The organism is Hoeflea marina (assembly GCF_003182275.1).
GTDB classification, from domain to species: domain Bacteria; phylum Pseudomonadota; class Alphaproteobacteria; order Rhizobiales; family Rhizobiaceae; genus Hoeflea; species Hoeflea marina.
On the sequence record NZ_QGTR01000003.1, the window covers coordinates 24960 to 45017 of the forward strand.

Here is a 20058-nt window from a genome sequence, read left to right on the forward strand (position 1 = left end):
ACGGGTGGCGATGCGCTGTGGCATGGCCGAGCCAGTCATCTGAAGCGCCATAGCCACCATCATCCGACCGCCGCCATTGCGATTTCAGGCGCCAGCGAATGGCCCCGCGAGGCCGTCACGACCGCGTCGACATCGAGGATCAGCGCAACCCTGCCATCGCCGAGGATGGTCGCCGCGGCAATGCCCGGGACGTGGGTGTAGTTGGCCTCGAGGCTCTTGATGACCACCTGGCGCTGTCCCTGGATGGCATCGACCATCAGGGCGCGCTGACCGCCGCCTTCGCTTTCGACCAGCAGCGCAACGCCTGCCACCGGATCTGCCGGGCTGCCGCGGAAGTTGAGGATCTGGCCGACATCAACAAGCGGGCAGAAGGTGTCGCGGATGGCGATGAGACGCTGGGTCGGGCCGAAGGAGTGAATGTGGCTCTTCTCCGGCTGCAGGGTTTCCACGATGGCGGTGAGCGGCACCACCAGGGTCTGGTTGGCGACCGTGACCACCATGCCGTCGAGAACGGCGAGCGTCAGCGGCAGGCTCATGGTGAAGACAGAGCCCTGCCCCGGCTTGGAGACGATGGAGATCCGGCCGCCAAGCGACTGGATCGAACGCTTGACCACATCCATGCCGACGCCGCGACCGGAGATGTCGGAGACCTTGTCAGCGGTAGAGAAGCCGGGATGGAAGATCAGGTTGTCGATCTCCTCGTCGCTCGGATTGGCGTCGGCCGCGATCAGACCGTTCTCGATGGCCTTCTGGCGCACGCGGTCCCGGTTGATGCCGGCACCGTCGTCGGCGATCTCGATGACGATGCGGCCGGACCGATGCTTGGCCGTCAGACGGAGAACGCCTTCCGGGTTCTTGCCGGCGGCGATCCGCTTCTCCGGCGTTTCCAGCCCGTGATCGACCGCATTGCGGATCATGTGGGTGAGAGGTTCGGCGATCTTGTCGATGACGGTCTTGTCGACTTCCGTGTTCTCACCCTCGGTCACGAGGCGCACTTCCTTGTGCGTCATGTCGGCGATTTCACGGACAATTCGGGACATGCGCTGGAAGACCGGCTTGACCGGCTGGGCGCGAATGGCCATCACGCTGTCCTGGATCTCCCGGGTCAGTTGCTGCAGTTCGTCAAGGCCGAGATTGATCGCGGCGCCGCGGCCGGTCTCGTTCTCGACAACGCTCTGGGCCAGCATAGCCTGGTTGATCACCAGTTCGCCGACCAGGTTGATCAGACGATCGACGCGATCGAGATCGACGCGGATCGTCTGCGGGGCTGCGGGAACGGCGGCGACCGTGGCTGCCTGCTTCTCGGCCTCAACCGCGATGGCCTTGGCCGCACGCGGCAGTTCGGGAGATGTCGGGACGGCTTCCTGAGCCGGGGCGGCAATGGGAATGACATTGCTGACTTCAGCCACTGCCGCCTGGGCCGGTATGGTCTCCGCTTCGTCGTCCGCGTCGAGAAGGCTCAGATCGAAGGGAATCGGCGCCATCGGCAGATCGGAGGCTTCGCCGGTCTTGGCAAAGACCTTGTCCGTCACCCCGGCGGTGACCGAGATCTGGCAGTCCCACTCGGCAAACTCGAAGACGGACTTGATGGCCGCTTCGTCCTGATCGGTCTCTATGGCGATGAGCCAGGCGAAGAAGGCGCCTTCGGGATCGATGGCGTCGATGGATGGCAGGTCATCGCTCTCGCAATGAACGCGCATGTCGCCGAGCTTGGAAAGGTCGCGCAACAGCAGCACCGCCTCGTTGCCCTTGGCATAGAGATCGGAGCGCGGCTTGAAGCGGACGGTGAATTCGGAGCGCCCTGACTGCTCGGTCGCTGTATCGCCGGTCTCATCATCGCCGAAGTCGTCAAAGGAGAAGGGAACCGGCTCGAACGCTGACGGATCGGACACTTCCGGCTCGGCCGTCTTTGTCACCGGGGCAGCTTCCGGAGCCGCCGCAGCGGGGATCGGCTTGCCCTGAGCATAGGCATGCAGCTCAGCCACCAGGCCCGAAGAGCGGGAGGCGTCAACCTTGCCGCCATCACGGGCGGCAGCGGTGAGATCGGCCAGCACGTCGGCCGATTTCAGCATCACCTTGAGCAGATCCTGAGACGCTTCGAGCTTGTTGGAGCGAACACCATCAAGGGTGGTCTCGAACACATGTGCGAAAGAGACCAGATCATCAAGACCGAAGGCGCCCGCGCCACCCTTTATGGAGTGCACGGCGCGAAACACGGCGTTGACCGTCTCGGGATCGGTGTCTCCATCATTGAGTGCGAGCAGCCCTGTTTCCAGCTCGGCGAGTTGTTCCTCGCACTCCTGGAAAAAGATCTCCTTGATTTCGTTCATATCCATTGGGCAGATCCTATCAGGCGGTTACGCGCTCGATCGCGGCAATAAGCTTAGTCGGGTCGAAGGGCTTGACGATCCAGCCGGTCGCACCGGCCTCGCGCGCGCGGTTCTTCTTTTCCGGATCGCTTTCGGTCGTCAGCACCAGAATGGGGATTGCGCGATACTTGTCGTTGAGACGGACGCCTTCGATGAAGCCGTAGCCGTCAAGACGCGGCATGTTGATGTCGGTGACGATCACGTCGGGATTCGTTTCCTCAAGCACTTCGAGGCCTTCCATCCCATCTTCAGCCTGGACCGTCTCGTAGCCGGCATTGTTGAGCGTCACCAACAGCATGTTGCGGATGGTCCGCGAGTCGTCGACGGTCAGAACCTTTGTCTTTTTCACTTCACGATCTCCTTAGGAAGCAGCGATTCGTCAGAAATTCCCAGCAATTGCAGTGTGTTTTCGAATGCATCTGATGTCTGGCCGACCGCGAAAGCCAGGCTGTCGGCCTGCCAGCTGCGGGCAGCCGACAGGAGGATCTGGATACATTGCGCCCCGACCCGAACGACATCGGATGCGTCGACTGCAATGTCCTTGCCCCGAAGTGCCAGAACCTGCTCGTGCAGCCGGCTGGCGGCATTGAGGTCGAGCACCGGAGGCAATTTCAGGATTTGAGGTGCGGCGCTTCGCGTCGACATGTCAGTTTCCTTTTCCGTGTTTCATGCCACGGTGGTTCCGCGGGAGGTTGGTGGCGCAGGTCATCGGGCAATTCCCGCCCGGCGATGGTCGGTGCTGCTCCGCTCAAGCGGCGCTCCGGTCGGCACGGTCGCGGATGCGCGGCGCGACGACGAGATTTGGACGGTTTCGAATCCGGCGTGCCGGCCTTCCCGGTAGCGGCGGATGCGCTCGCCGAGTTCAACGATGAGGCCCTGCAGGTCGCCGCCGGTCTCCGAGACCGTCGACACCCGGAGGCCATCGCGCGAGAGCGCTTCCGACGCCTGGCCGAGATCGGCGTTTAGACGATCCATCTCCAATGCCTGGGCGCCCGCATCCGCGCTGACGCCACCGACGGCTTCACTGATGCGTGCAACCTGTTCGGTCAGTTCGCTGATGGCACTGCGGGTATCGCTGACGAGGCTGACGCCGCGCCCGACCTCAGCCCTGGTCCCCGAGACGAGATCCTTGATTTCATTGGCGGCTCCGGCCGAACGCTGGGCGAGGGCGCGGACTTCCGCCGCCACCACGGCAAAGCCACGGCCGGCGTCGCCGGCGCGCGCCGCCTCGATGCCGGCATTGAGGGCCAACAGGTTGGTCTGGAACGCGATTTCGTCAATGGCGCCGATGATCTTGCCGATCTGTCCGGCGGAGCGCTCCGCTCCTGCCATGGCGTCAATGGCGCTGGCCACGATCCGGTCGCTCTTCTCGGCGCTCTGGCGCGCGACGGCGATCACGCCCTCCGCCTTGCGGGTTTCCTCGGCGGTGACCCGGATGCGCCCGGAAATCCCGGCCAGTGCGCTGCGGCTTTCGGAAACCCTGGCTCCGGCCTCGCTCACCTGCCGGGCCAGCACCCCCGTTTCACCGGTCAGGCGGCCATTGACGGTCTCGACGCGATCAAGGTCCGTGGCCGTATCCGCCAGCATGTCCGAGAGCATGGCGATGGCGTCGTTCAACCGGCCGGCCATGGCTGCGTGAACGCCGGCTGCGTCGGGATCGACGCGTGCATCCAGATCACCCGATGCAAGTGATTCGATGGCGCGACCGAGGCTCGCATCGATACGGTCATGGTCGGCCTGCATGGCCAGCTGATGATTCACGGTCAGCGTCCGGGCCTCGTCGCGAAGCCGCTGTGACACCTGGGTGTCGATGTCAAGCAGCGTTGCCTTGACCACATCAACGATCCTGTCGGCCAGCCCGGCCCGTCCGGCCTTCCGGCCGAGGATCGAGAACAGACCGCTGCGCTCCTCGGACACAAGCCGGCGGATGACGCGCTCGAGCACCAGGGCGTGGCCGCTGATCGACCAGCCGGCCTCCAGTCCGATGCGCTGGCGGACCTCGGCCAGGATCACGGAGCGCTCGGCATAGAGTGTGTCGAAGCGGCCATCCGACAGAATGGACCAGTGAGCGGATTCCAGCTCCTGGAGCCGATCAATCTGTCGGCCGGAGGAAAAAAGGCCTGCAATTTCAGGCGTGTTCTGCAGACGCTCAAAGAAGCCTGTCAGCGCGGCGCGCGCTTCCTCTTCGATCATCGGCCGCATCTGACGCAGCCTGTCACCATTGGCCGGTCCAAGTCCAAGCACACCCAGGCGCGCCTGCAGCCCTTCGGCTGCCGCCTGATCCCTCGTCCGTGTGTGGACCTGCGTCACGCAATTATCCCTGTTTGCCGACCGGATGTCGGACTCCGCCTCCATCGCCGGAAGCGTGGTGATTCTCGAGCCTGATGCGGAGCCGTCACGGGCGTTGACCCAGGCCATCCGCCTGGAATCCGTTGCCGTGCGCGTCGGCCTGCACCGGCCAACAGACTGCTGAATATCGGGATACACCCTGCGCTGTGGAGCGGCGTCATGCCTTTGTCGAGCGGTGGCCGAACACCGTTGCTCACAATCCTAGCTGCAGCTGATTTTTATGGTTAATACCTTGCATGAAAGTTAACGCCGACCCTCAATGTTTGCCTTTGAGGTTTACCTGTCGCTAAAACTGCAACTCCAGTTTCAGGCAAGCTGCATATGCCAGATGTGTCATCATCGATGGCAATGAAGCCACCAGGAAATGTGCAATGATTGTACTTGGTATCGGCGCGACAGTTATAGCGTCACTGACTCTCGCAGCGTTCTCCGTAATTCTGCATTCCGACAACTGCCGCCACCCCAAAGACTGCGTCTTCTGACGGCTGGACAACGGCCTTGCCTGTCGCTGAAGCCGGCAAGGCGCTCACAAATCGCAACCGCCGGAAGGCGGGAGATCCAAACACAGTCCGGTCGGTGGTCCTCGTCTATCCAAGCCGAGCGCCGGGATGCCCGCTGGCCGGCGCGGGCCGGACAGTGGCTTCACGTCGTCACAGGACCATCATCAGACCCGTGATCCGAAGCGCTCCCGCGCCGGCATCTCAGCCGTGAGGCGGATCCGGCCGCAGGCCGGCCCTTAAGGGCGGTGCGGCAGGCGCAGATCCGGCGGCCGCCATCCGCGTTGCACGCATCGCGGGCCGGTTATCCATGGTCTTCGGGCAGCACTGCCTGCGTCCAGTCATCGGCGCCGCAATACCGGCAGCTCATCTCGGCGCCCGTGCGCAAGCCGCCGCAGGACATGCAGCACAGCCGTCCGCCGAGCGCGCCCTCCGCATCGGGCCTGGCGAGCACCGGCGCGCTGAGTCCATGGGGCGGCACGATCGGCAGGCCCGGCATCGGCTTGGGCGCGGGAAAAAGACTCAGCTGCCCGTTTGGCTCCAGATAGGCTTCCCTGACCTCGCCCAGATTGGCAATGCCCTTGAGCCGCAGCAGCGAGAACAGTTCGGACTTGCCGATACCGCGCTCGGTGAAGGTGCCGATCCGCAGGCGGCCATCATGGACGACCCATATCGGCACCCCGTCGATGACTCTCTGAGCCGTGTCGGACTTCAGCATGAGCAGGTCGAGAGCCTTGTTGATGAAGACAATGATGGTGATGACCAGCATGGCGTGCAGCAACGGCACATCGGGGTAGAACAGCGAATCGCCCACGGCCGAGCCGAGCGCGACCACGAGCAGAAACTCGACCAGCGACAGCTGGGCGATGCTGCGTCCGCCGATCCAGCGGATCAGAGCATAGGTGTAGATATAGATGAAGATGGTGCGGAAGACGATTTCGGCCATGAACCACAGGTCCTGATCGCCCACCAGCATCCTGACCCAGTCAAAAGGTATGACCGCTTCATCCATTCCCAGCACCCCCATCCGTTGATCGTCACGGACAACGCGATGGAGCGGCGGCGGTTCCTCCGCGCTGCGGCGGGAGCGCCCGCAGGACGTGCAAGCATCGGCGGCGCGCGCGCGCCGACACGGATGTGAAGATGTCCTTGCAATCATGGATGTCGTGAAGCGAATCCGCTGCACACCTTCGGGCGACATGCGTCAGCCGGCGGACGGATCCGCGGCGGCGATAAGTTTTCGGACTGCGGCGAGCATTTCTTCGGGCACCGCAGGTTTCGACAACAGGGGCCGATCGCGGAATCCCTCCGGAAGATCCTCGGCAAGATAGCCGCTGAGGAACACATAGGGCACGCCCAGTTCCTCCAGCCGGTCGACGACAGGATAGCTGTCCTCGCGCGACAGGCTGATGTCGAGGATCGCGGCATTGATCGGCTCGCTGTTGATCAGGTCCAGTGATGTCTCCACGGTCGACGCCGGCCCGACCACCTCATAGCCGGCATCGCGCAGGACACTGGCGTGGTCCTCGGCGACGATCCACTCATCCTCCACAATCAGCACCCGCATTCCCGACTCGACAGTCATTGTTTGTCCTCGCGACCCACCGGCATCATGATTCGAACCTCCAGGCCTTCAGCAGCGAAATTCGTCTCCACCTTGCCGCCATGGCGATACCCGATCTCGCCCTTGAGCAATGTCAGGCCGAATCCGATATCCGACGGTTCCAAGGTCAGGGGACCGCCCCGCTCCACCCAATCAAACACCAGCATTCCGTCCTGCCTCGACCAGTTGATTTCCACCTTCCCTGCGGGCACCGACAGAGCACCATATTTGACCGCGTTGGTGGAAAGTTCGTGAACCACCATGGCCAGCGAAAGGCCGCGATCAGGACGCAGCCTGAACTGAGGACCGGACAAGATCACCCTGTCAAGACCGAAGGGTTCCATTTCCTGGCTGACCAGTTCATCGATCAACGCCTCTTTCCAGTTTTCCCGGGACAAAAGCCCGTAGGCGCGGGCCATGGCGTGCAAGCGTCCAAGAAATGCGCTGTTGAAAGCCTCGGGCGTCGGCGCGGACTTCAGCGTGTGATTGGCGATGCTGATCACCACCGCCAGCATGTTCTTGACGCGGTGATTGAGTTCGGCGATCAGCGTGCGCTGATGCGACTCCGCCTCGGCCAGGCTGGTGACATCCACCAGGGTGACCACGACGCCATAGATCCGGTCTCCGGTGTCCCGGTAGGGAATGAGCCGGACCAGATAATGCACGCGGTCGATGTCGCGCGCCAGCTGATGCTCAATCATCTCCCCGGTCTTGAACACCCTGGCAATGTGCTGCTTGAGTTCGGGATAGTCCAGGCGGCTGGCAAGCTCTGTCAGCGGACGGCCGATGTCGGCGGGTCTCAGATTGAAGAACGACGAGGCCGCGGGGGTAAAATTGCGGATCACCAGATTGCGGTCAAGGAAGATGGTGGCGATCTGGGTGCTCTCAAACAGGTTCTTCAGGTCGCTGTTGGCGCGATCGAGTTCCTCGACCTTTTCCGTCAGCTCGGCATTTATGGTGTTGAGCTCCTCATTGAGAGACTGCATTTCCTCCTTGGACGCCTCAAGCTCCTCGTTGGTGGACTGGGACTCCTCGTTGACGGACACCAGTTCCTCGTTGGAGGATTTCAACTCCTCCATGGCCGTCTCGTATTCCTCGATCGTCGACTGCAGCTTCTCATGGGTCTCGCGCAGCTCGCGCTCCAGGTCGGCTGTGCCGTCGAGGTTCCGGCTGCGGCCGTCGATCTCATTGCGGTCGAGGGACGGGCCCACCGGTTCGAACAGGACGATGAAGAACTGCTCCTCTCCGCCCCTGTGGACCAGGGGTTCGAGGATCAGATGAATGACCTGTACCCGGTCGCCATCTTCCGCCACCGCGACGTTTTCGCGCCTGATCGGCTTGCGCGTCTGGATCACCTCGCGCAACGCCGAGCGGAGCTCGATGCGCAGCCCGCTGCGGGCCATGGTGAGCAATTGCCGGTTGGGCGCGCCCTGCGGCGGCTCCAGATATTTTCCCGTGCCGGCCGAATAATAGACGACATCGCCGTCGCGATTGACGACCACATGAGCCGGGGCAAATCGCTCCAGAACCTGCGATTCCACCGATTGGCGCAGCGGAAAGGCCATGGTCTCGACGGACCGGATTCCTGCCGTGACATGGCTGGAGGGATTGGGAACGCCGGCTCCCGGAAAACTCGGCAGGCGCGGAAACATGCGGTTGTGCTCGCGGGCCTGGTAGATCCGGTGCTTCTTGTCGATTGTCGCAAACAGCTCGGTGTGGCGTCCCACGCTTTCAGAGGTGCCCAGGAAGAGGAACCCGCCGGGCTTGAGCGCGTAGTGAAACGTGGGAATGACGCGGTTCTGCACCTCGGGCCCGAAATAGATCAGCAGATTGCGACAGGACACGAGATCCATGCGCGAGAACGGCGGCTCGCGGATGACGCTGTGGGGCGAGAATATGCACAGTTCGCGCACGTCCTTTCGCAGCAGATAGCTGGCGCCTTCATGGATGAAAAACCGCTTGCGCCGCTCGTCCGAAAGTCCCTCCATGGCGCCTTCGGGAAAGCGCGCCGCGCGGGCAACCCCCAGGGCCGCCTCGTCGATGTCGGTGGCGAAGATATGCACCTGCGGAATGTCCGACAGAGTGTCCATGTGTTCAAGCACAAGCATTCCGATGGAGAACACTTCCTCGCCCGTGGCGCATCCCGGCACCCAGATTCTGACCGAATCGCCCACACCGCGGTTCTCGAAGATCTTCGGGATCACCTGCTCCTCGAGCGCCTTGAACGCCTCGGCGTCGCGGAAGAAATTCGTGACATTGATGAGCAGGTCACGAAACAGGTTGGCGATCTCGCCGGGATCCTTCTTGAGCAACTGGATATAATCGTCGATGGATTCGATCTGCGTGACCTGCATCCTGCGCCGGATCCGCCGGACAAAGGTCCTGGTCTTGTAGCCGGAAAAATCGTGCCCGGAATGGCTTCGCAGCAGGACATAGATCACGTCCCGCGCTTCCTGAAGCATGTTCTCACCTTCCTCGGCGCCCGCCTCGTCGAGGATCCTCAGCGTCTCCAAGCTTCGCAAAAAGCCTAGCAGCTTGGCCCCCATTTCCTCGGCCGTGGCGGCAATGTCGATCAGCCCGCTCGAAATCGCGCTCTGCGGCATGTCAGGATTGCGCGGCCCGGAACCGTCGGTGATCTGGGCCATGGTCAGGCCGCCACGCTCCTTGATCACCTTGACGCCGAGCGTTCCGTCGCTGTCACCGCCGGAGAGAATGACCCCCGCCGCATACTCGCCGAACGACTCGCCAAGCGAGGCCAGAAAAATGTCGATCGGCTTGCGTTCCCTTGCTCCCGCCACCGGGTGGCGAAGCTTGAGCCTGTCTCCGGCAATGGTGAGGATGGCGTTTTCCGGCATGACATAGACATGCCGGCTCTCGATCTGCATGCCGTCCTCGGCCACGAGGACCGGCATCTCGGTGTAGCGCGCGATCACCTCGTGCAGCAGGCTTTCGCGCTCGGGACTGAGGTGTGTGACAATAACGAAAGCCATTCCGCAATCGGAGGGCAGGTGTTCAAAAAGCCCCGCCATGGCGGGAATGCCGCCCGCGGATGCGCCGATGCCGACGACAGGGAATTTCGAATCTTTCCAAGCCATTGAAAATCCAGTCGTGTGATGTGGACGAAGCATAGGCCATGCTTGGGCCCATTGAAATCAGATTGTTTGGATGGCATCAGATGGAAACGGTGATGGACGCTAACTCTCCGGTGAGCGAAGCATCAGGCCGAGGGTGACAGGGACCGGCACAAGAGGCATAATGAACCAACTGCCAATACCGCGCTCTTTTCTGTCATCCAAATATCGTACAGCTTGAGCATGAACAAAGGGGCATGTCGGTGACGGACTTTGAAGAGTCAAACAGTTCGGTCGAAGCAGTGCGCGGACGCCGCATTCTCATCGTCGAGGACGAGTTCCTGCTGGCCAGCGATCTGGCACGGTACTTTTCCTCGCTCGGCGCCGAGATTCTCGGGCCGGTTCCTTCGCGCGACCAGGCCTGGCAATACCTGCCGATGGCCGAGGTGGCGCTGCTCGACCTCAACCTCAACGGCCAGATGGTCTTTCCCGTCGCCGATCAACTGGCCAGCCTGCGCATTCCCTTCGTGTTCTACAGCGGCTACGACATCGCCATTCCGGAACGATTCAACTCCGCCTGGATGCTGAAGAAGCCGGTGACCTCGCAGCAACTGGCCACCATCATCGGTTCCGAGCTTTCCGGGCGGCGAGGCGCCGCCGGCAAAGCGCCGCGAGAAGCGGAGGCCGACAACATCTTCGACATCCTGGCTAAGCTGCGGGAAAATGCCCATTTCATGCTCAGCGACGGCGCGGCAGGAGACCAGCTGGTCGAAAACGCTCTCAGAATGGCAATTCTGGAAGCGCCATCGCGACCCCAGGACATGCCGCTGCTGCTGTGGCTGACCGAGATTCTCGAACGAGCCCACAATCAGAACGGGCATCATCGCATCCACTGACAGGCCGTCGTCGTCCGACGGGCCGGCGGAGCAGACCGCCGGACCGCAAGTCGATGAGACGGGCCGCCGCCGGATGCTGTTTCGCCAGGCCGTTTCGCGCCGCCCGCGCCCCGCTTACACTGCGCTCCCGATGGCACCTGCGCGCATCAGCCGGGGCGACGCCGGGCAATCTGAGCCGGCATACTACTGACCCCATCCCGCCCGACTTCCACTCGCGACTGCCGCTATTCGGCGGCAATCCTGAGCGGTGCCTCGCCGCGATCCGCCGGAGCGTCAACGCCGTGGTTGACCAGCGGACGGTTGCCGGCGACGCGCCTGAGCAGCACATAGAAGACGGGAGTCATGAATATGCCGAAGAAGGTGACGCCGATCATCCCCGAGAAGACGGCCAGCCCCATGGCCGCCCGCATCTCCGCGCCGGCGCCTGTGGACAGGACCAGCGGCACCACGCCCATGATGAACGCCATCGAGGTCATGAGGATGGGGCGGAGCCGGAGCCGGCTTGCCTCAAGCGCCGCCTGTACCGGGGTCCGGCCCTCGAACTCCAGTTCGCGGGCGAATTCCACGATCAGGATCGCATTCTTGGCCGAAAGCCCGACAAGCACCATCAGCCCGATCTGGGTGAAGATGTTGTTGTCGCCGCCGGTGTACCAGACGCCCGCCAGCGCCGCGAGCACGCCCATCGGCACGATCATGATGATGGCGATCGGCAGGGTCAGGCTCTCGTACTGGGCGGCGAGCACCAGATAGACAAGAAGCAGGGCCAGCGGAAAGACGATCAGGCTGGAATTGCCGGCCAGGATCTGCTGATAGGTGAGGTCGGTCCATTCGAAGGTGATGCCGGTCGGCAGCGTTTCGGCGGCAATGCGCTCGACGGCGGCCTGCGCCTGGCCCGAGGAAAAGCCCGGCGCCGGGCCGCCATTGATGTCGGCGGCCAGGAAGCCGTTGTAGCGGGTGGTGCGCTCCGGTCCGGTGGTGTTCTCGACCCTGAGCAGAGCCTGCAGCGGGATCATCTGCCCCGACTGCGACCTTACATGGAGCCGACCAATGTCCTCCGGCAGGGCGCGATAGGCGGCATCCGCCTGGACGCGGACACTGTAGGTTCGACCGAAGGCATTGAAGTCGTTGACATAGAGCGACCCCAGATAGATCTGCAGGGTCTCGAAGACGTCCGTCACCGACACGCCGAGCTGCTGGGCCTTGGATCGGTCGAGATCGGCATAGAGCTGCGGCACATTGATCTGGAAGCTCGAGAAAATGCCTGCCAGTTCCGGGGTCTGGTAGGCCTTGCCGAGAAAGGCCTTGGTCGCCTCGTCCAGCGCCTGATAGCCCAGGCCGGCGCGGTCCTCGATCTGCAGCTTGAAGCCGCCGGTGGAGCCCAGGCCGTTGACCGGCGGTGGCGGGAACATGGCGATGAAGGCATCCTGAATGCCGGCGAACTTCTGATTGAGCTGCATGGCGATGGCGCCACCGGACAGCTCCGGCGACCGGCGCTCGGCGAAATCGTCGAGGACCGCAAAGACGATGCCCGAGTTGGAGCCGATGGTGAAGCCGTTGATCGACAGTCCGGGAAAGGCGATGGCGTGGGCCACGCCCGGCTGCTCCAGCGCGATGTCGCTCATCCGCTTGATCACCGCCTCCGTGCGATCGAGCGTCGCACCATCCGGCAACTGGGCAAAACCGATGAGGTACTGCTTGTCCTGCGCGGGCACGAAGCCTCCGGGAACGGCGTTGAACACCTGATAGGTGGCGCCGATCAGGGCGATGTAGACGAGCATCACCAGCGACTTGCGCGACAGAAGCCCGCCGATGCCGCGGCCATAGCCGTTGGACGCTGCTCCAAAGGCGCGGTTGAAGCCGCGGAAGAACCATCCGAACATCCGGTCCATGACCCGCGTGAGCCAATCCTTGGGCGCATGATGGTCCCTGAGCAGGAGGGCCGCGAGGGCCGGCGACAGGGTCAGCGAATTGACGGCCGAAATCACCGTGGAGATCGCGATCGTCAGCGCGAACTGCCGGTAGAACTGGCCTGAAAGCCCGCTGATGAACGCCAGCGGCACGAAAACCGCCACCAGCACCAGCGCGATGGCGATGATCGGGCCGGACACTTCGCGCATGGCGAGATAAGTGGCCTCGCGCGGCGTGAGACCGTTGCCGATGTTGCGTTCGACATTCTCGACGACGACGATCGCGTCATCGACGACGATGCCGATGGCAAGCACCAGTCCGAACAGCGTGAGCGCATTGATGGAGAAGCCGAAGGCGTACATCACGCCGAACGTGCCGATGATCGAAACGGGGACGGCGATCAACGGAATGATCGAGGCGCGCCAGGTCTGCAGGAAGAGGACGACGACGAGGACCACCAGCGCCACTGCCTCCAGCAGCGTCTCGACGACCTTCTCGATGGAGGCGCGCACGAATTCGGTGGTGTCGTAGACGATCTCGTATTTCACCCCGTCAGGCATCCGCAACTGCAGCTCGTCCATGGTGGCGCGGACATTGTCGGCGATCTCGATGGCATTGGAGCCGGGCGCCTGCAGAACGGCGATGGCGACGGCCGGCTGGCCGTCAAGCAGCGAGCGCAACGTGTAGTCGGCGGCACCCAGCTCGATGCGGGCGACGTTCTTGAGCCGGGTTATGCCGCCGTCGACGCCGGACTTGACGATGATCTCGCCGAACTCCTCCGGCGTGCGAAGCCGGCCCTGGGCGTTGACGTTGAGCTGCAGCTCCACGCCGCCGGGGCTCGGCGAGGCGCCGATGATGCCGGCCGCGGCCTGGACGTTCTGCTGGCGGATGGCATCGGTGATGTCGCTGGCGGCAAGCGAATGCTCGGCCGCCTTCTGCGGGTCGATCCAGACCCGCATGGCGTAGTCGCCGGCACCGAAGACCTGAACCTGGCCGGCGCCCTCGATCCGTGCAAGGCGGTCCTTGACGTTGAGGGTCGCATAGTTGCGAAGATAGGTAACGTCGTAACGGTCGGTGGTCGAGACCAGATTCACCACCATGATGAAGTCCGGCGAACTCTTGACCGTGGTCACGCCGATGGCGCGCACTTCGGCCGGCAGCCGCGGCTCGGCCTGGGCGACGCGGTTCTGGACCAGTTGCTGGGCCTTGTCGGGATCGGTGCCGAGCTTGAAGGTGACCGTCAGAGTCAGCACCCCGTCGGAGGTCGCCTGGCTGCTCATGTAGAGCATGTCCTCGACGCCATTGATCTGCTCCTCGAGCGGTGTCGCCACCGTCTCTGAGATGACCATCGGATTGGCCCCGGGATAGACCGCGCGCACCACGATGGACGGGGGCACGACCTCGGGATATTCGGAGATCGGCAGCGAGCGCATGCCGATCAGGCCGGCGACGACGATGAGGACGGACAGCACCGCCGCGAACACCGGGCGATCGATAAAGAAGCGGGAAATGCTCATTTCCAGGACCCTTTCCAGGGTAAGAACACGACAGGTCGAGCGGCGCCGGCGAACGGTGCGCCGGCGGATCGGATGGCATCGAGGGACCGGCGGGGTCGCCGGCGCTGCCAAAGCACATCTCGATGTGCCCTGGCTCTTTTGTATTCATGCACGGCGCGATCCCGAAACCGCTGCGCACTTTCGGGCGCCATGCATCCGCTATTTCACGGCGGCGGCGGCGATCTCCGCGGTCTGCGGATCGACCAGCACGCCCGGCCGGATGCGCTGCAGGCCGTTGACGACGATGCGGTCGCCGTCGGCGAGGCCACTCTCGACGATCCGCTGTCCCTCGGCAGTGCCGCCGAGCTCGACCGGGCGATAGCCGACCTTGTTGTCGGCATCGACGACGAAGACGAACTTCTTGTCCTGGTCCGTTCCGATCGCCTTTTCGCTGATCAGGATCTGGCTTTCGGGATGCGGCTGGCCCATGCGGATACGCACGAACTGGCCAGGGATCAGGCGCCCGTCGGGGTTGTCGAGGATGGCGCGCACCGCGACGGTGCCGCTGGTGGAATCGACCTCGTTGCCGATGAGCTGCAGCCGGCCCCGGATCGGCGTGCCGTCGTCGGCCAGGGTTCCGATCTCGACCGGGATCCGGTCGATGGGCGGCATGACGCCGTCGGTCGCCGGCAGGGCGGCCAGGGAGCGGGCCACGATCTCCTCGCTGACATTGAAGCTGGCGTAGATCGGGTCGGTGGAAATAAGGATCGTCAGCGCGGGCGAGGCCGCGCCGGCGGCGACGAGGTTGCCCGGGGTGATCTCGACCTTCCCGGCCCGTCCGGCGACCGGCGCGCGCACCCTGGTGTAGTCGAGCTCGAGCTGGGCGGAGCGAAGCGCCGCCTGCGCCGTCTTCACGGCGGCTGCGGCTTCGGCGACGGCATTCTGGCGCTGATCGAGATCGCTCTCGGAAATCGTCCGGTTTTTAGCCAGCTGCCTGCCGCGATCGAATTCCGACCTCGCCAGTGCCGCCTTGGCCTCGGCGGAAGCCACCTGGCCTTCGGCCTGGGCGACCGTCGCCTCATAGATCGCGGGATCGAGCGTGAACAGCAGGTCGCCCGCCTTGACCAGCGCGCCCTCGCGGAAGCCGACCGACTGGATGACGCCGCCGACCCGGGGGCGGATCTCCACCCGGCCGACGGCCTCGAGCCGTCCTGAAAACTCCTGCCAGATGGTGACGTCGCGGCTTTCCACCGCGGCGACGGTGACCGGCGTGGCCGGCGGGGCAGCGGCCGTTTCCGTGCCGCTGGCCGCCAGCGTCTGCGGCAGTTCCACAAGCAGGGTCGCCGCCGCAATGGACGCGGCAACGCCCAGGCCGGCGCCCGCGAGGGCCCAGCTCTTCAATGTCTGTGTCATGGTTCAACTCCTTGCGGCCTTGGGATGCCGCGCAAGATCAATCTGATTTCAATTTCGTTCCGGCCATTCCAATGTGGTCAATGAAACTCGCAAACTGCCGGCCCGCACCCTCGTGCCAGCTCGGCGCTTCCCCGGTCTTTCCCCCGTAGATGGAGGGCCAGCCTGTCCCCGCGGGAAAGACATGCCGGCATACGTCCACGCCGGCGGCCTTCAACCGCTCGGCATAGGCAATGGTCTCGTCGAGCAGCGGATCGTCCTGCGACGACAGGAGCAAGGCCGGCGCTATTCCCGACAGCCGGGAACACAGCGACGGCGCCGCATAGGGGTGGCAAACGCCGCCGCTGAGATAATGGCTCCAGCCATCCGCCCAGCAATCGCGCATTCCGACGGCTTCGGCCTTCCGGAACGACGGCGTTCCCATGAAAGGGTCGAGCAGCGGCGAGACCAGCACCTGCCCGTCCAGTTCGTCAGCGAACTGGTCGCGCGCCTTGAGACTGACCGCCGCGGCGATGTTGCCGCCGGCCTCCCCGCCACCGACCAGCAGCAGGGACTTTCGGTCACCGAAGCCCGCCCGCTTCCTGGCCATCCAGGAGAAGACCGAGAACCCCACCTCCAGCGGTCGGGGGAACGCCGAGCCGAGCGCGGCACAGTCCGGCACGACCACGATCGCCCCTGTCCCGGCCAGGCATTCGGCCATTGCACACTCGCCGGGAGCCGCATCACCAAAGCCGCTCTCGCGGAAATAGATCAGCACCGGCGGCCCCCTGCCGCAATCGGCGCCCTGGTAGACGCGCAGGGCGACACGCCCGACCGCCGCGTCGTCCAGCACCATATCCTTGATATCGACCGACATCGACCGATCCACTCCTGGGTCAGGGCCACCCGCTCATGCCGGCAGGCCGCGATGCAATTCATTCCGCCGGGAAACCGGCGGAGACGCGTCCGGAGGATCCGTTCGCTCTGGAAACAATCTAGTTTATTCGCTGCGATGGACAAGCGGGATATTTTGAGCGCACTATTCGAAAATCCGAACAATATTGCAGTGCATGCAGGAGACAGGCCATGGATCAGTTGTCAGCGATGCGCGCCTTCGTCCGCGTGGTCGAGATGAGCAATTTCACCCGCGCGGCCGAGGCGCTCAGCATGCCCAAGGCCACGGTGACCAATCTCATCCAGGGGCTTGAGGCGCATCTTAAGACCAAGCTGCTCAACCGCACCACCCGCCGCGTGATGGTCACCACCGATGGAGCGCTCTACTACGAGCGCGCCACGCGGATCATCTCCGAACTCGACGAGCTCGATGGCAGTCTGTCGAGTTCGCACGCCCTGCCGAGCGGCAGGCTCCGGGTGGAAATGGCCGGCGCGTTCGCAGACTGGCTGGTGATCCCGGCGCTGGGCGACTTCCATGCGCGCTATCCGGAGATCCGGATCGATCTGGGCGTCGGCGACCGCACGGTCGACTATCTGGCGGAAAATGTCGACTGCGCCCTGCGCGGCGGCGTTCCCGCCGACCAGACGCTGATTGCGCGCCGGATCACCGAGGTCGCCGTCGTCACCTGCGCGGCACCCGGCTATCTCGAACGATACGGGATGCCGCTCCACCCCTCCGACCTCGAGCGCGACCATCACTGCGTGAGCTATTTCGCCGCCCAGAAGAACCGCACGATGACGCTCGATTTTACCCGCGAGGGCGAAGAGATCGAAATCGACGCGCGCTATGTGGTGTCCGTCAACGACGCGCGCAGCTATCTGACGGCCGCGCTCAGCGGGCTCGGGGTGGCGCCGCTGCCCTGGTTCATGGCCGCCGACCTGGTCGCGAGCGGGGACCTGGTGCGCGTTCTGAGCGACTGGACCACCGCGCCGATCCCGCTCTATGTCGTCTATCCGCCGAACCGGCACCTGAGCAACAAGGTCAGGGTGTTCGTCGACTGGATGGTCAAGCTGCTCGACACCGGCAGACTCAACGCAGAACCCGCCGGCTGAGGCGCAGATCCGGCCCGCCCCGCGGCGCCAGGCCTCGCGCAGCCGCACCGCGGGTGGCGACTGAGGAGGCATCTCGGTGACGAAGGGCGAGCCCTCTTCGCGCCCGGGACGGTTTGCCCGCATGGCAGGACGGCAGCGCTCTGGTCGGCTTGGCCGCCGTGACCTTGCTTGCGCGGCCGGTCTGGCCGCGTCCGGGCAGACAATGACCGGCGGGATCCGGCCACAGCCCGAACTGCCGATGCAACGATTCCGTCCGCCGGCCGTTGATGGACTATCGCGCATCGACGAGCCCAGAGGGGCGAAAGACCGTTGATTCCGACAGCCGAGGTAGCCGCGAGCCCGCGGTGGTCCGGCAAGATCATCCAAAGGAACATTTCATGTCCGACAGCACCTGTCCCGCAAACGCCCTTGTCGTCGTCACCTCCGGCGCCGAAGCGAAATTCTTCCGCAATGACGGCACGGCAACGGAAATCAAACTGTCGGATGCGGGTGGACTGACGCCGAAGGATCTGGCCGACGACGGCCCGTCCGGCAGCCAGCCCTCCGAAGCCTCGGCACGCGACACCGATGAAGCGACCTTCGCCAAGCAGTTGGCGCACCATCTCTATGCGCAGGCGCACAAGGGCAAGTTCGAGCATCTGGTGCTGGTCGCCGATCCGGCGACGCTGGGCGAAATCCGCCCGCTGCTTCACCTGGAGGTGACGAACAGGATCACGATGGAGCTCAACAAGACGCTGACCAACTCGCCGACGCACGACATCGAACGCAGCCTCTCGGCGGCCTGAGACTGCTGCCGGGGGTCTAATGGGCCTCCGGCAGGCCAGCCGTGCGCGAACGGCGGCCGCCGAGACCGTGAGGCTCGGGGGGAGCTATTGAGGGATCCAATTCTGTTGAAAAGTGGTGCTGCTGAACTCTGTCAGACCCACCCACGAAAGCCCCGAAAACAAGGAGAGAGCCGGCTCGAATCACAGCCCGGCATGCAAGGCCAAGGTGACACTTGCCGCCATCAGAGGTGAGCAGACTTTGATGAACCCGTCCCAGCAGTTCGACGTGCTGTCAAGATCTTGAAGTCAGGGCTCGCAGATCACTCTTGATTGATACATCGTGTCGCCGATCAACTCAAAACAGTCTCCGGTGCCTGGGTAATCCTGACACACCACATACTCACCGGTGGCCGAAAATTTCGCCCCGGGCTCACACAAACCCGTCATATTGCGATTGGTCACGATGATATCGAAATTGCAGCCATCTGGCCGAATTCCGACGCCGTCTTGTGCGGCAATTGTCGAGCCAACTATTCCAGACACTGAAGCATTCGGATTGTCTTGTCTCGGCGGGCACTCGGCATTTGCAGCCGAGATCCCTGCGACTGCGGCCAAGGCAAATGCAAGCTTCAGCATCCACTAAATCCCTTAGTTAGGCCCGCCGGCCGGGTGCTCAGCTCAATCCACATTGCGCCATCACCTTCTTGATTGCGGCCTGAGATCCGCGACCCGAAAACCGCCTTCTCAATTGGAGGGCGTTCTCCGGATTGTCCGTGACCCCCACGTCGATCCTGGATGCTGTTGACCACAAGCGGGCAAACTCCAGCGCGGTTGTCTTTCCCACACCCACGGAAAAGGCGTCGGAAAGCTTCCCGGCGGAGATCAGCGAGAACACGGCTTTCTTCCCGTTGTCGATGTAGAGGTGCAGCGACTTGTAATTCTCCATGGAGGCTGGATAGCTGCCATCCCGGATTTCAAAGCTCGCGACCTGGCTTGTGCCGTTACACATGAACTGAAGCGTTGCACCATCAATCTCGCTGCTCTTGGCCTCCGAGAACTCTCCTGTCGCCCCCAGCGTGTAAGTCCAGTCACCAACGTGATGAACGCCGTTCTCCTCCGACTGCGCTGGGGCTACTGCGGGTTCATCGGAGACCTTGACCAGAGATGTACAAACCTGAAGCACGGGTGGCTCGTCCGTACCCGGCTTCGTTCCGCTGAAAACCTGAAGATATTTGAGTGTCACGCCGGTGGCGGACCCGAAATTGAAGATGTACAAAAGCCGGTGCTGAAAATCACTTCGCGCGGTACCGTTGCGCTTCAAAGTCACACCTTTGGCCCCAACATCTGCTTCGACGGTATAGCCAGGCTTGGCACTGAGAACAAAATCAGAAAACCCGAAACCACGGTCAGTCGGCTTGCCATTGTAGGTGAATATTCGTGCGGATCGTGCACCGATGTCGCCGGACCAGTCGATTGAAACATGGCAATCAAGCAAATCGCCTTTCCACAGTCCCTCAGGCATCATATTTGCTTCGTAAATGGCCTCGATGAGTGCTTGCCCTTCGAGGATGGAGACATCCGGCAATTTGGAGGTGGCGCTTTGTGCTTCGGCTGACGGAACAATGGAGAGAGCAAGCGCGATCGCGCAAACCAATCGCTTCAAACTCATTTTGATCTCCTGCCATGCCATGTCATGCCAAGCAGTATGA

The 20058-nt window shown here is 63.3% G+C and carries 15 protein-coding genes; 3 read left to right on the plus strand and 12 right to left on the minus strand.

The features are described 5' to 3' along the window. Nucleotides 1–59 precede the first annotated feature (59 nt). The 7 genes from DFR52_RS11405 to DFR52_RS11435 all read right to left on the minus strand — a co-directional run bounded on the left by DFR52_RS11405 (nt 60) and on the right by DFR52_RS11435 (nt 9913). Complete coding sequence (locus DFR52_RS11405; protein WP_110032122.1) at nt 60–2336, minus strand: chemotaxis protein CheA; 2277 nt, start codon at nt 2334–2336, stop codon at nt 60–62. Nucleotides 2337–2349: 13 nt separating this feature from the next. After that, nucleotides 2350–2718, minus strand: coding sequence for a response regulator (locus tag DFR52_RS11410; protein ID WP_110032123.1), 369 nt, complete (start codon nt 2716–2718; stop codon nt 2350–2352). Further along, a complete protein-coding gene (locus DFR52_RS11415) occupies nt 2715–3014 on the minus strand; it encodes an STAS domain-containing protein (protein WP_110032124.1) in 300 nt (99 codons plus the stop codon). Before DFR52_RS11415 ends, DFR52_RS11410 begins: the two co-directional genes overlap by 4 nt. A gap of 60 nt (nt 3015–3074) precedes the next feature. Then, entirely contained in the window at nt 3075–4679 is a 1605-nt protein-coding gene (locus DFR52_RS11420) for a methyl-accepting chemotaxis protein (protein ID WP_158284938.1), read from the minus strand. An 840-nt stretch (nt 4680–5519) separates the two neighbouring features. Further along, complete coding sequence (locus DFR52_RS11425; RefSeq protein ID WP_158284939.1) at nt 5520–6227, minus strand: DUF421 domain-containing protein; 708 nt, start codon at nt 6225–6227, stop codon at nt 5520–5522. A gap of 192 nt (nt 6228–6419) precedes the next feature. Continuing rightward, nucleotides 6420–6800, minus strand: coding sequence for a response regulator (locus DFR52_RS11430; RefSeq protein WP_245415310.1), 381 nt, complete (start codon nt 6798–6800; stop codon nt 6420–6422). After that, complete coding sequence (locus DFR52_RS11435; protein ID WP_110032127.1) at nt 6797–9913, minus strand: CheR family methyltransferase; 3117 nt, start codon at nt 9911–9913, stop codon at nt 6797–6799. Before DFR52_RS11435 ends, DFR52_RS11430 begins: the two co-directional genes overlap by 4 nt. A 239-nt stretch (nt 9914–10152) precedes the next feature. Between DFR52_RS11435 and DFR52_RS11440 the strand changes: the two genes are divergently transcribed. Continuing rightward, nucleotides 10153–10785 (plus strand): response regulator, encoded by a 633-nt coding sequence (locus DFR52_RS11440; RefSeq protein WP_146215601.1) that lies wholly within the window; start codon nt 10153–10155, stop codon nt 10783–10785. Nucleotides 10786–11009: 224 nt separating this feature from the next. Here DFR52_RS11440 and DFR52_RS11445 read toward each other — a convergent pair whose 3' ends face one another. The 3 genes from DFR52_RS11445 to DFR52_RS11455 all read right to left on the minus strand — a co-directional run bounded on the left by DFR52_RS11445 (nt 11010) and on the right by DFR52_RS11455 (nt 16455). Continuing rightward, on the minus strand, nt 11010–14210 hold the full coding sequence (locus tag DFR52_RS11445) for an efflux RND transporter permease subunit (protein ID WP_110032129.1): 3201 nt from the start codon (nt 14208–14210) through the stop codon (nt 11010–11012). 198 nt (nt 14211–14408) lie between these two features. After that, nucleotides 14409–15602, minus strand: coding sequence for an efflux RND transporter periplasmic adaptor subunit (locus DFR52_RS11450; RefSeq protein ID WP_110032130.1), 1194 nt, complete (start codon nt 15600–15602; stop codon nt 14409–14411). A 37-nt stretch (nt 15603–15639) separates the two neighbouring features. After that, nucleotides 15640–16455, minus strand: coding sequence for an alpha/beta hydrolase fold domain-containing protein (locus DFR52_RS11455; RefSeq protein WP_110032131.1), 816 nt, complete (start codon nt 16453–16455; stop codon nt 15640–15642). Between the two features lie 209 nt (nt 16456–16664). Between DFR52_RS11455 and DFR52_RS11460 the strand changes: the two genes are divergently transcribed. Both DFR52_RS11460 and DFR52_RS11465 read left to right on the plus strand, forming a co-directional pair. Then, on the plus strand, nt 16665–17585 hold the full coding sequence (locus tag DFR52_RS11460; RefSeq protein WP_110032132.1) for a LysR family transcriptional regulator: 921 nt from the start codon (nt 16665–16667) through the stop codon (nt 17583–17585). A 377-nt stretch (nt 17586–17962) separates the two neighbouring features. Then, nucleotides 17963–18370 carry a host attachment family protein gene (locus DFR52_RS11465; RefSeq protein ID WP_110032133.1) on the plus strand — a complete coding sequence of 136 codons (408 nt, stop codon included), beginning with the start codon at nt 17963–17965 and terminating at the stop codon, nt 18368–18370. Nucleotides 18371–18655: 285 nt separating this feature from the next. On the opposite strand, the gene DFR52_RS24270 is transcribed toward DFR52_RS11465, so the two are convergent. Next, nucleotides 18656–18985: a hypothetical protein gene (locus DFR52_RS24270; protein WP_146215602.1), complete on the minus strand. Its 330-nt coding sequence runs from the start codon at nt 18983–18985 to the stop codon at nt 18656–18658. 37 nt (nt 18986–19022) lie between these two features. Then, nucleotides 19023–20018, minus strand: coding sequence for a hypothetical protein (locus DFR52_RS11470; protein WP_110032134.1), 996 nt, complete (start codon nt 20016–20018; stop codon nt 19023–19025). Between the last annotated feature and the right edge of the window lie 40 nt (nt 20019–20058).

Bases quoted from the DNA above. Each gene is read 5' to 3' on its own strand.
- DFR52_RS11405 (WP_110032122.1), bottom strand. From the start codon at position 2,336: ATGGATATGAACGAAATCAAGGAGATCTTTTTCCAGGAGTGCGAGGAA.
- DFR52_RS11450 (WP_110032130.1), bottom strand. From the start codon at position 15,602: ATGACACAGACATTGAAGAGCTGGGCCCTCGCGGGCGCCGGCCTGGGC.
- DFR52_RS11470 (WP_110032134.1), bottom strand. From the start codon at position 20,018: ATGAGTTTGAAGCGATTGGTTTGCGCGATCGCGCTTGCTCTCTCCATT.
- DFR52_RS11415 (WP_110032124.1), bottom strand. From the start codon at position 3,014: ATGTCGACGCGAAGCGCCGCACCTCAAATCCTGAAATTGCCTCCGGTG.
- DFR52_RS11455 (WP_110032131.1), bottom strand. From the start codon at position 16,455: ATGTCGGTCGATATCAAGGATATGGTGCTGGACGACGCGGCGGTCGGG.
- DFR52_RS11435 (WP_110032127.1), bottom strand. From the start codon at position 9,913: ATGGCTTGGAAAGATTCGAAATTCCCTGTCGTCGGCATCGGCGCATCC.
- DFR52_RS11460 (WP_110032132.1), top strand. From the start codon at position 16,665: ATGGATCAGTTGTCAGCGATGCGCGCCTTCGTCCGCGTGGTCGAGATG.
- DFR52_RS24270 (WP_146215602.1), bottom strand. From the start codon at position 18,985: ATGCTGAAGCTTGCATTTGCCTTGGCCGCAGTCGCAGGGATCTCGGCT.
- DFR52_RS11430 (WP_245415310.1), bottom strand. From the start codon at position 6,800: ATGACTGTCGAGTCGGGAATGCGGGTGCTGATTGTGGAGGATGAGTGG.
- DFR52_RS11445 (WP_110032129.1), bottom strand. From the start codon at position 14,210: ATGAGCATTTCCCGCTTCTTTATCGATCGCCCGGTGTTCGCGGCGGTG.
- DFR52_RS11465 (WP_110032133.1), top strand. From the start codon at position 17,963: ATGTCCGACAGCACCTGTCCCGCAAACGCCCTTGTCGTCGTCACCTCC.
- DFR52_RS11425 (WP_158284939.1), bottom strand. From the start codon at position 6,227: ATGGATGAAGCGGTCATACCTTTTGACTGGGTCAGGATGCTGGTGGGC.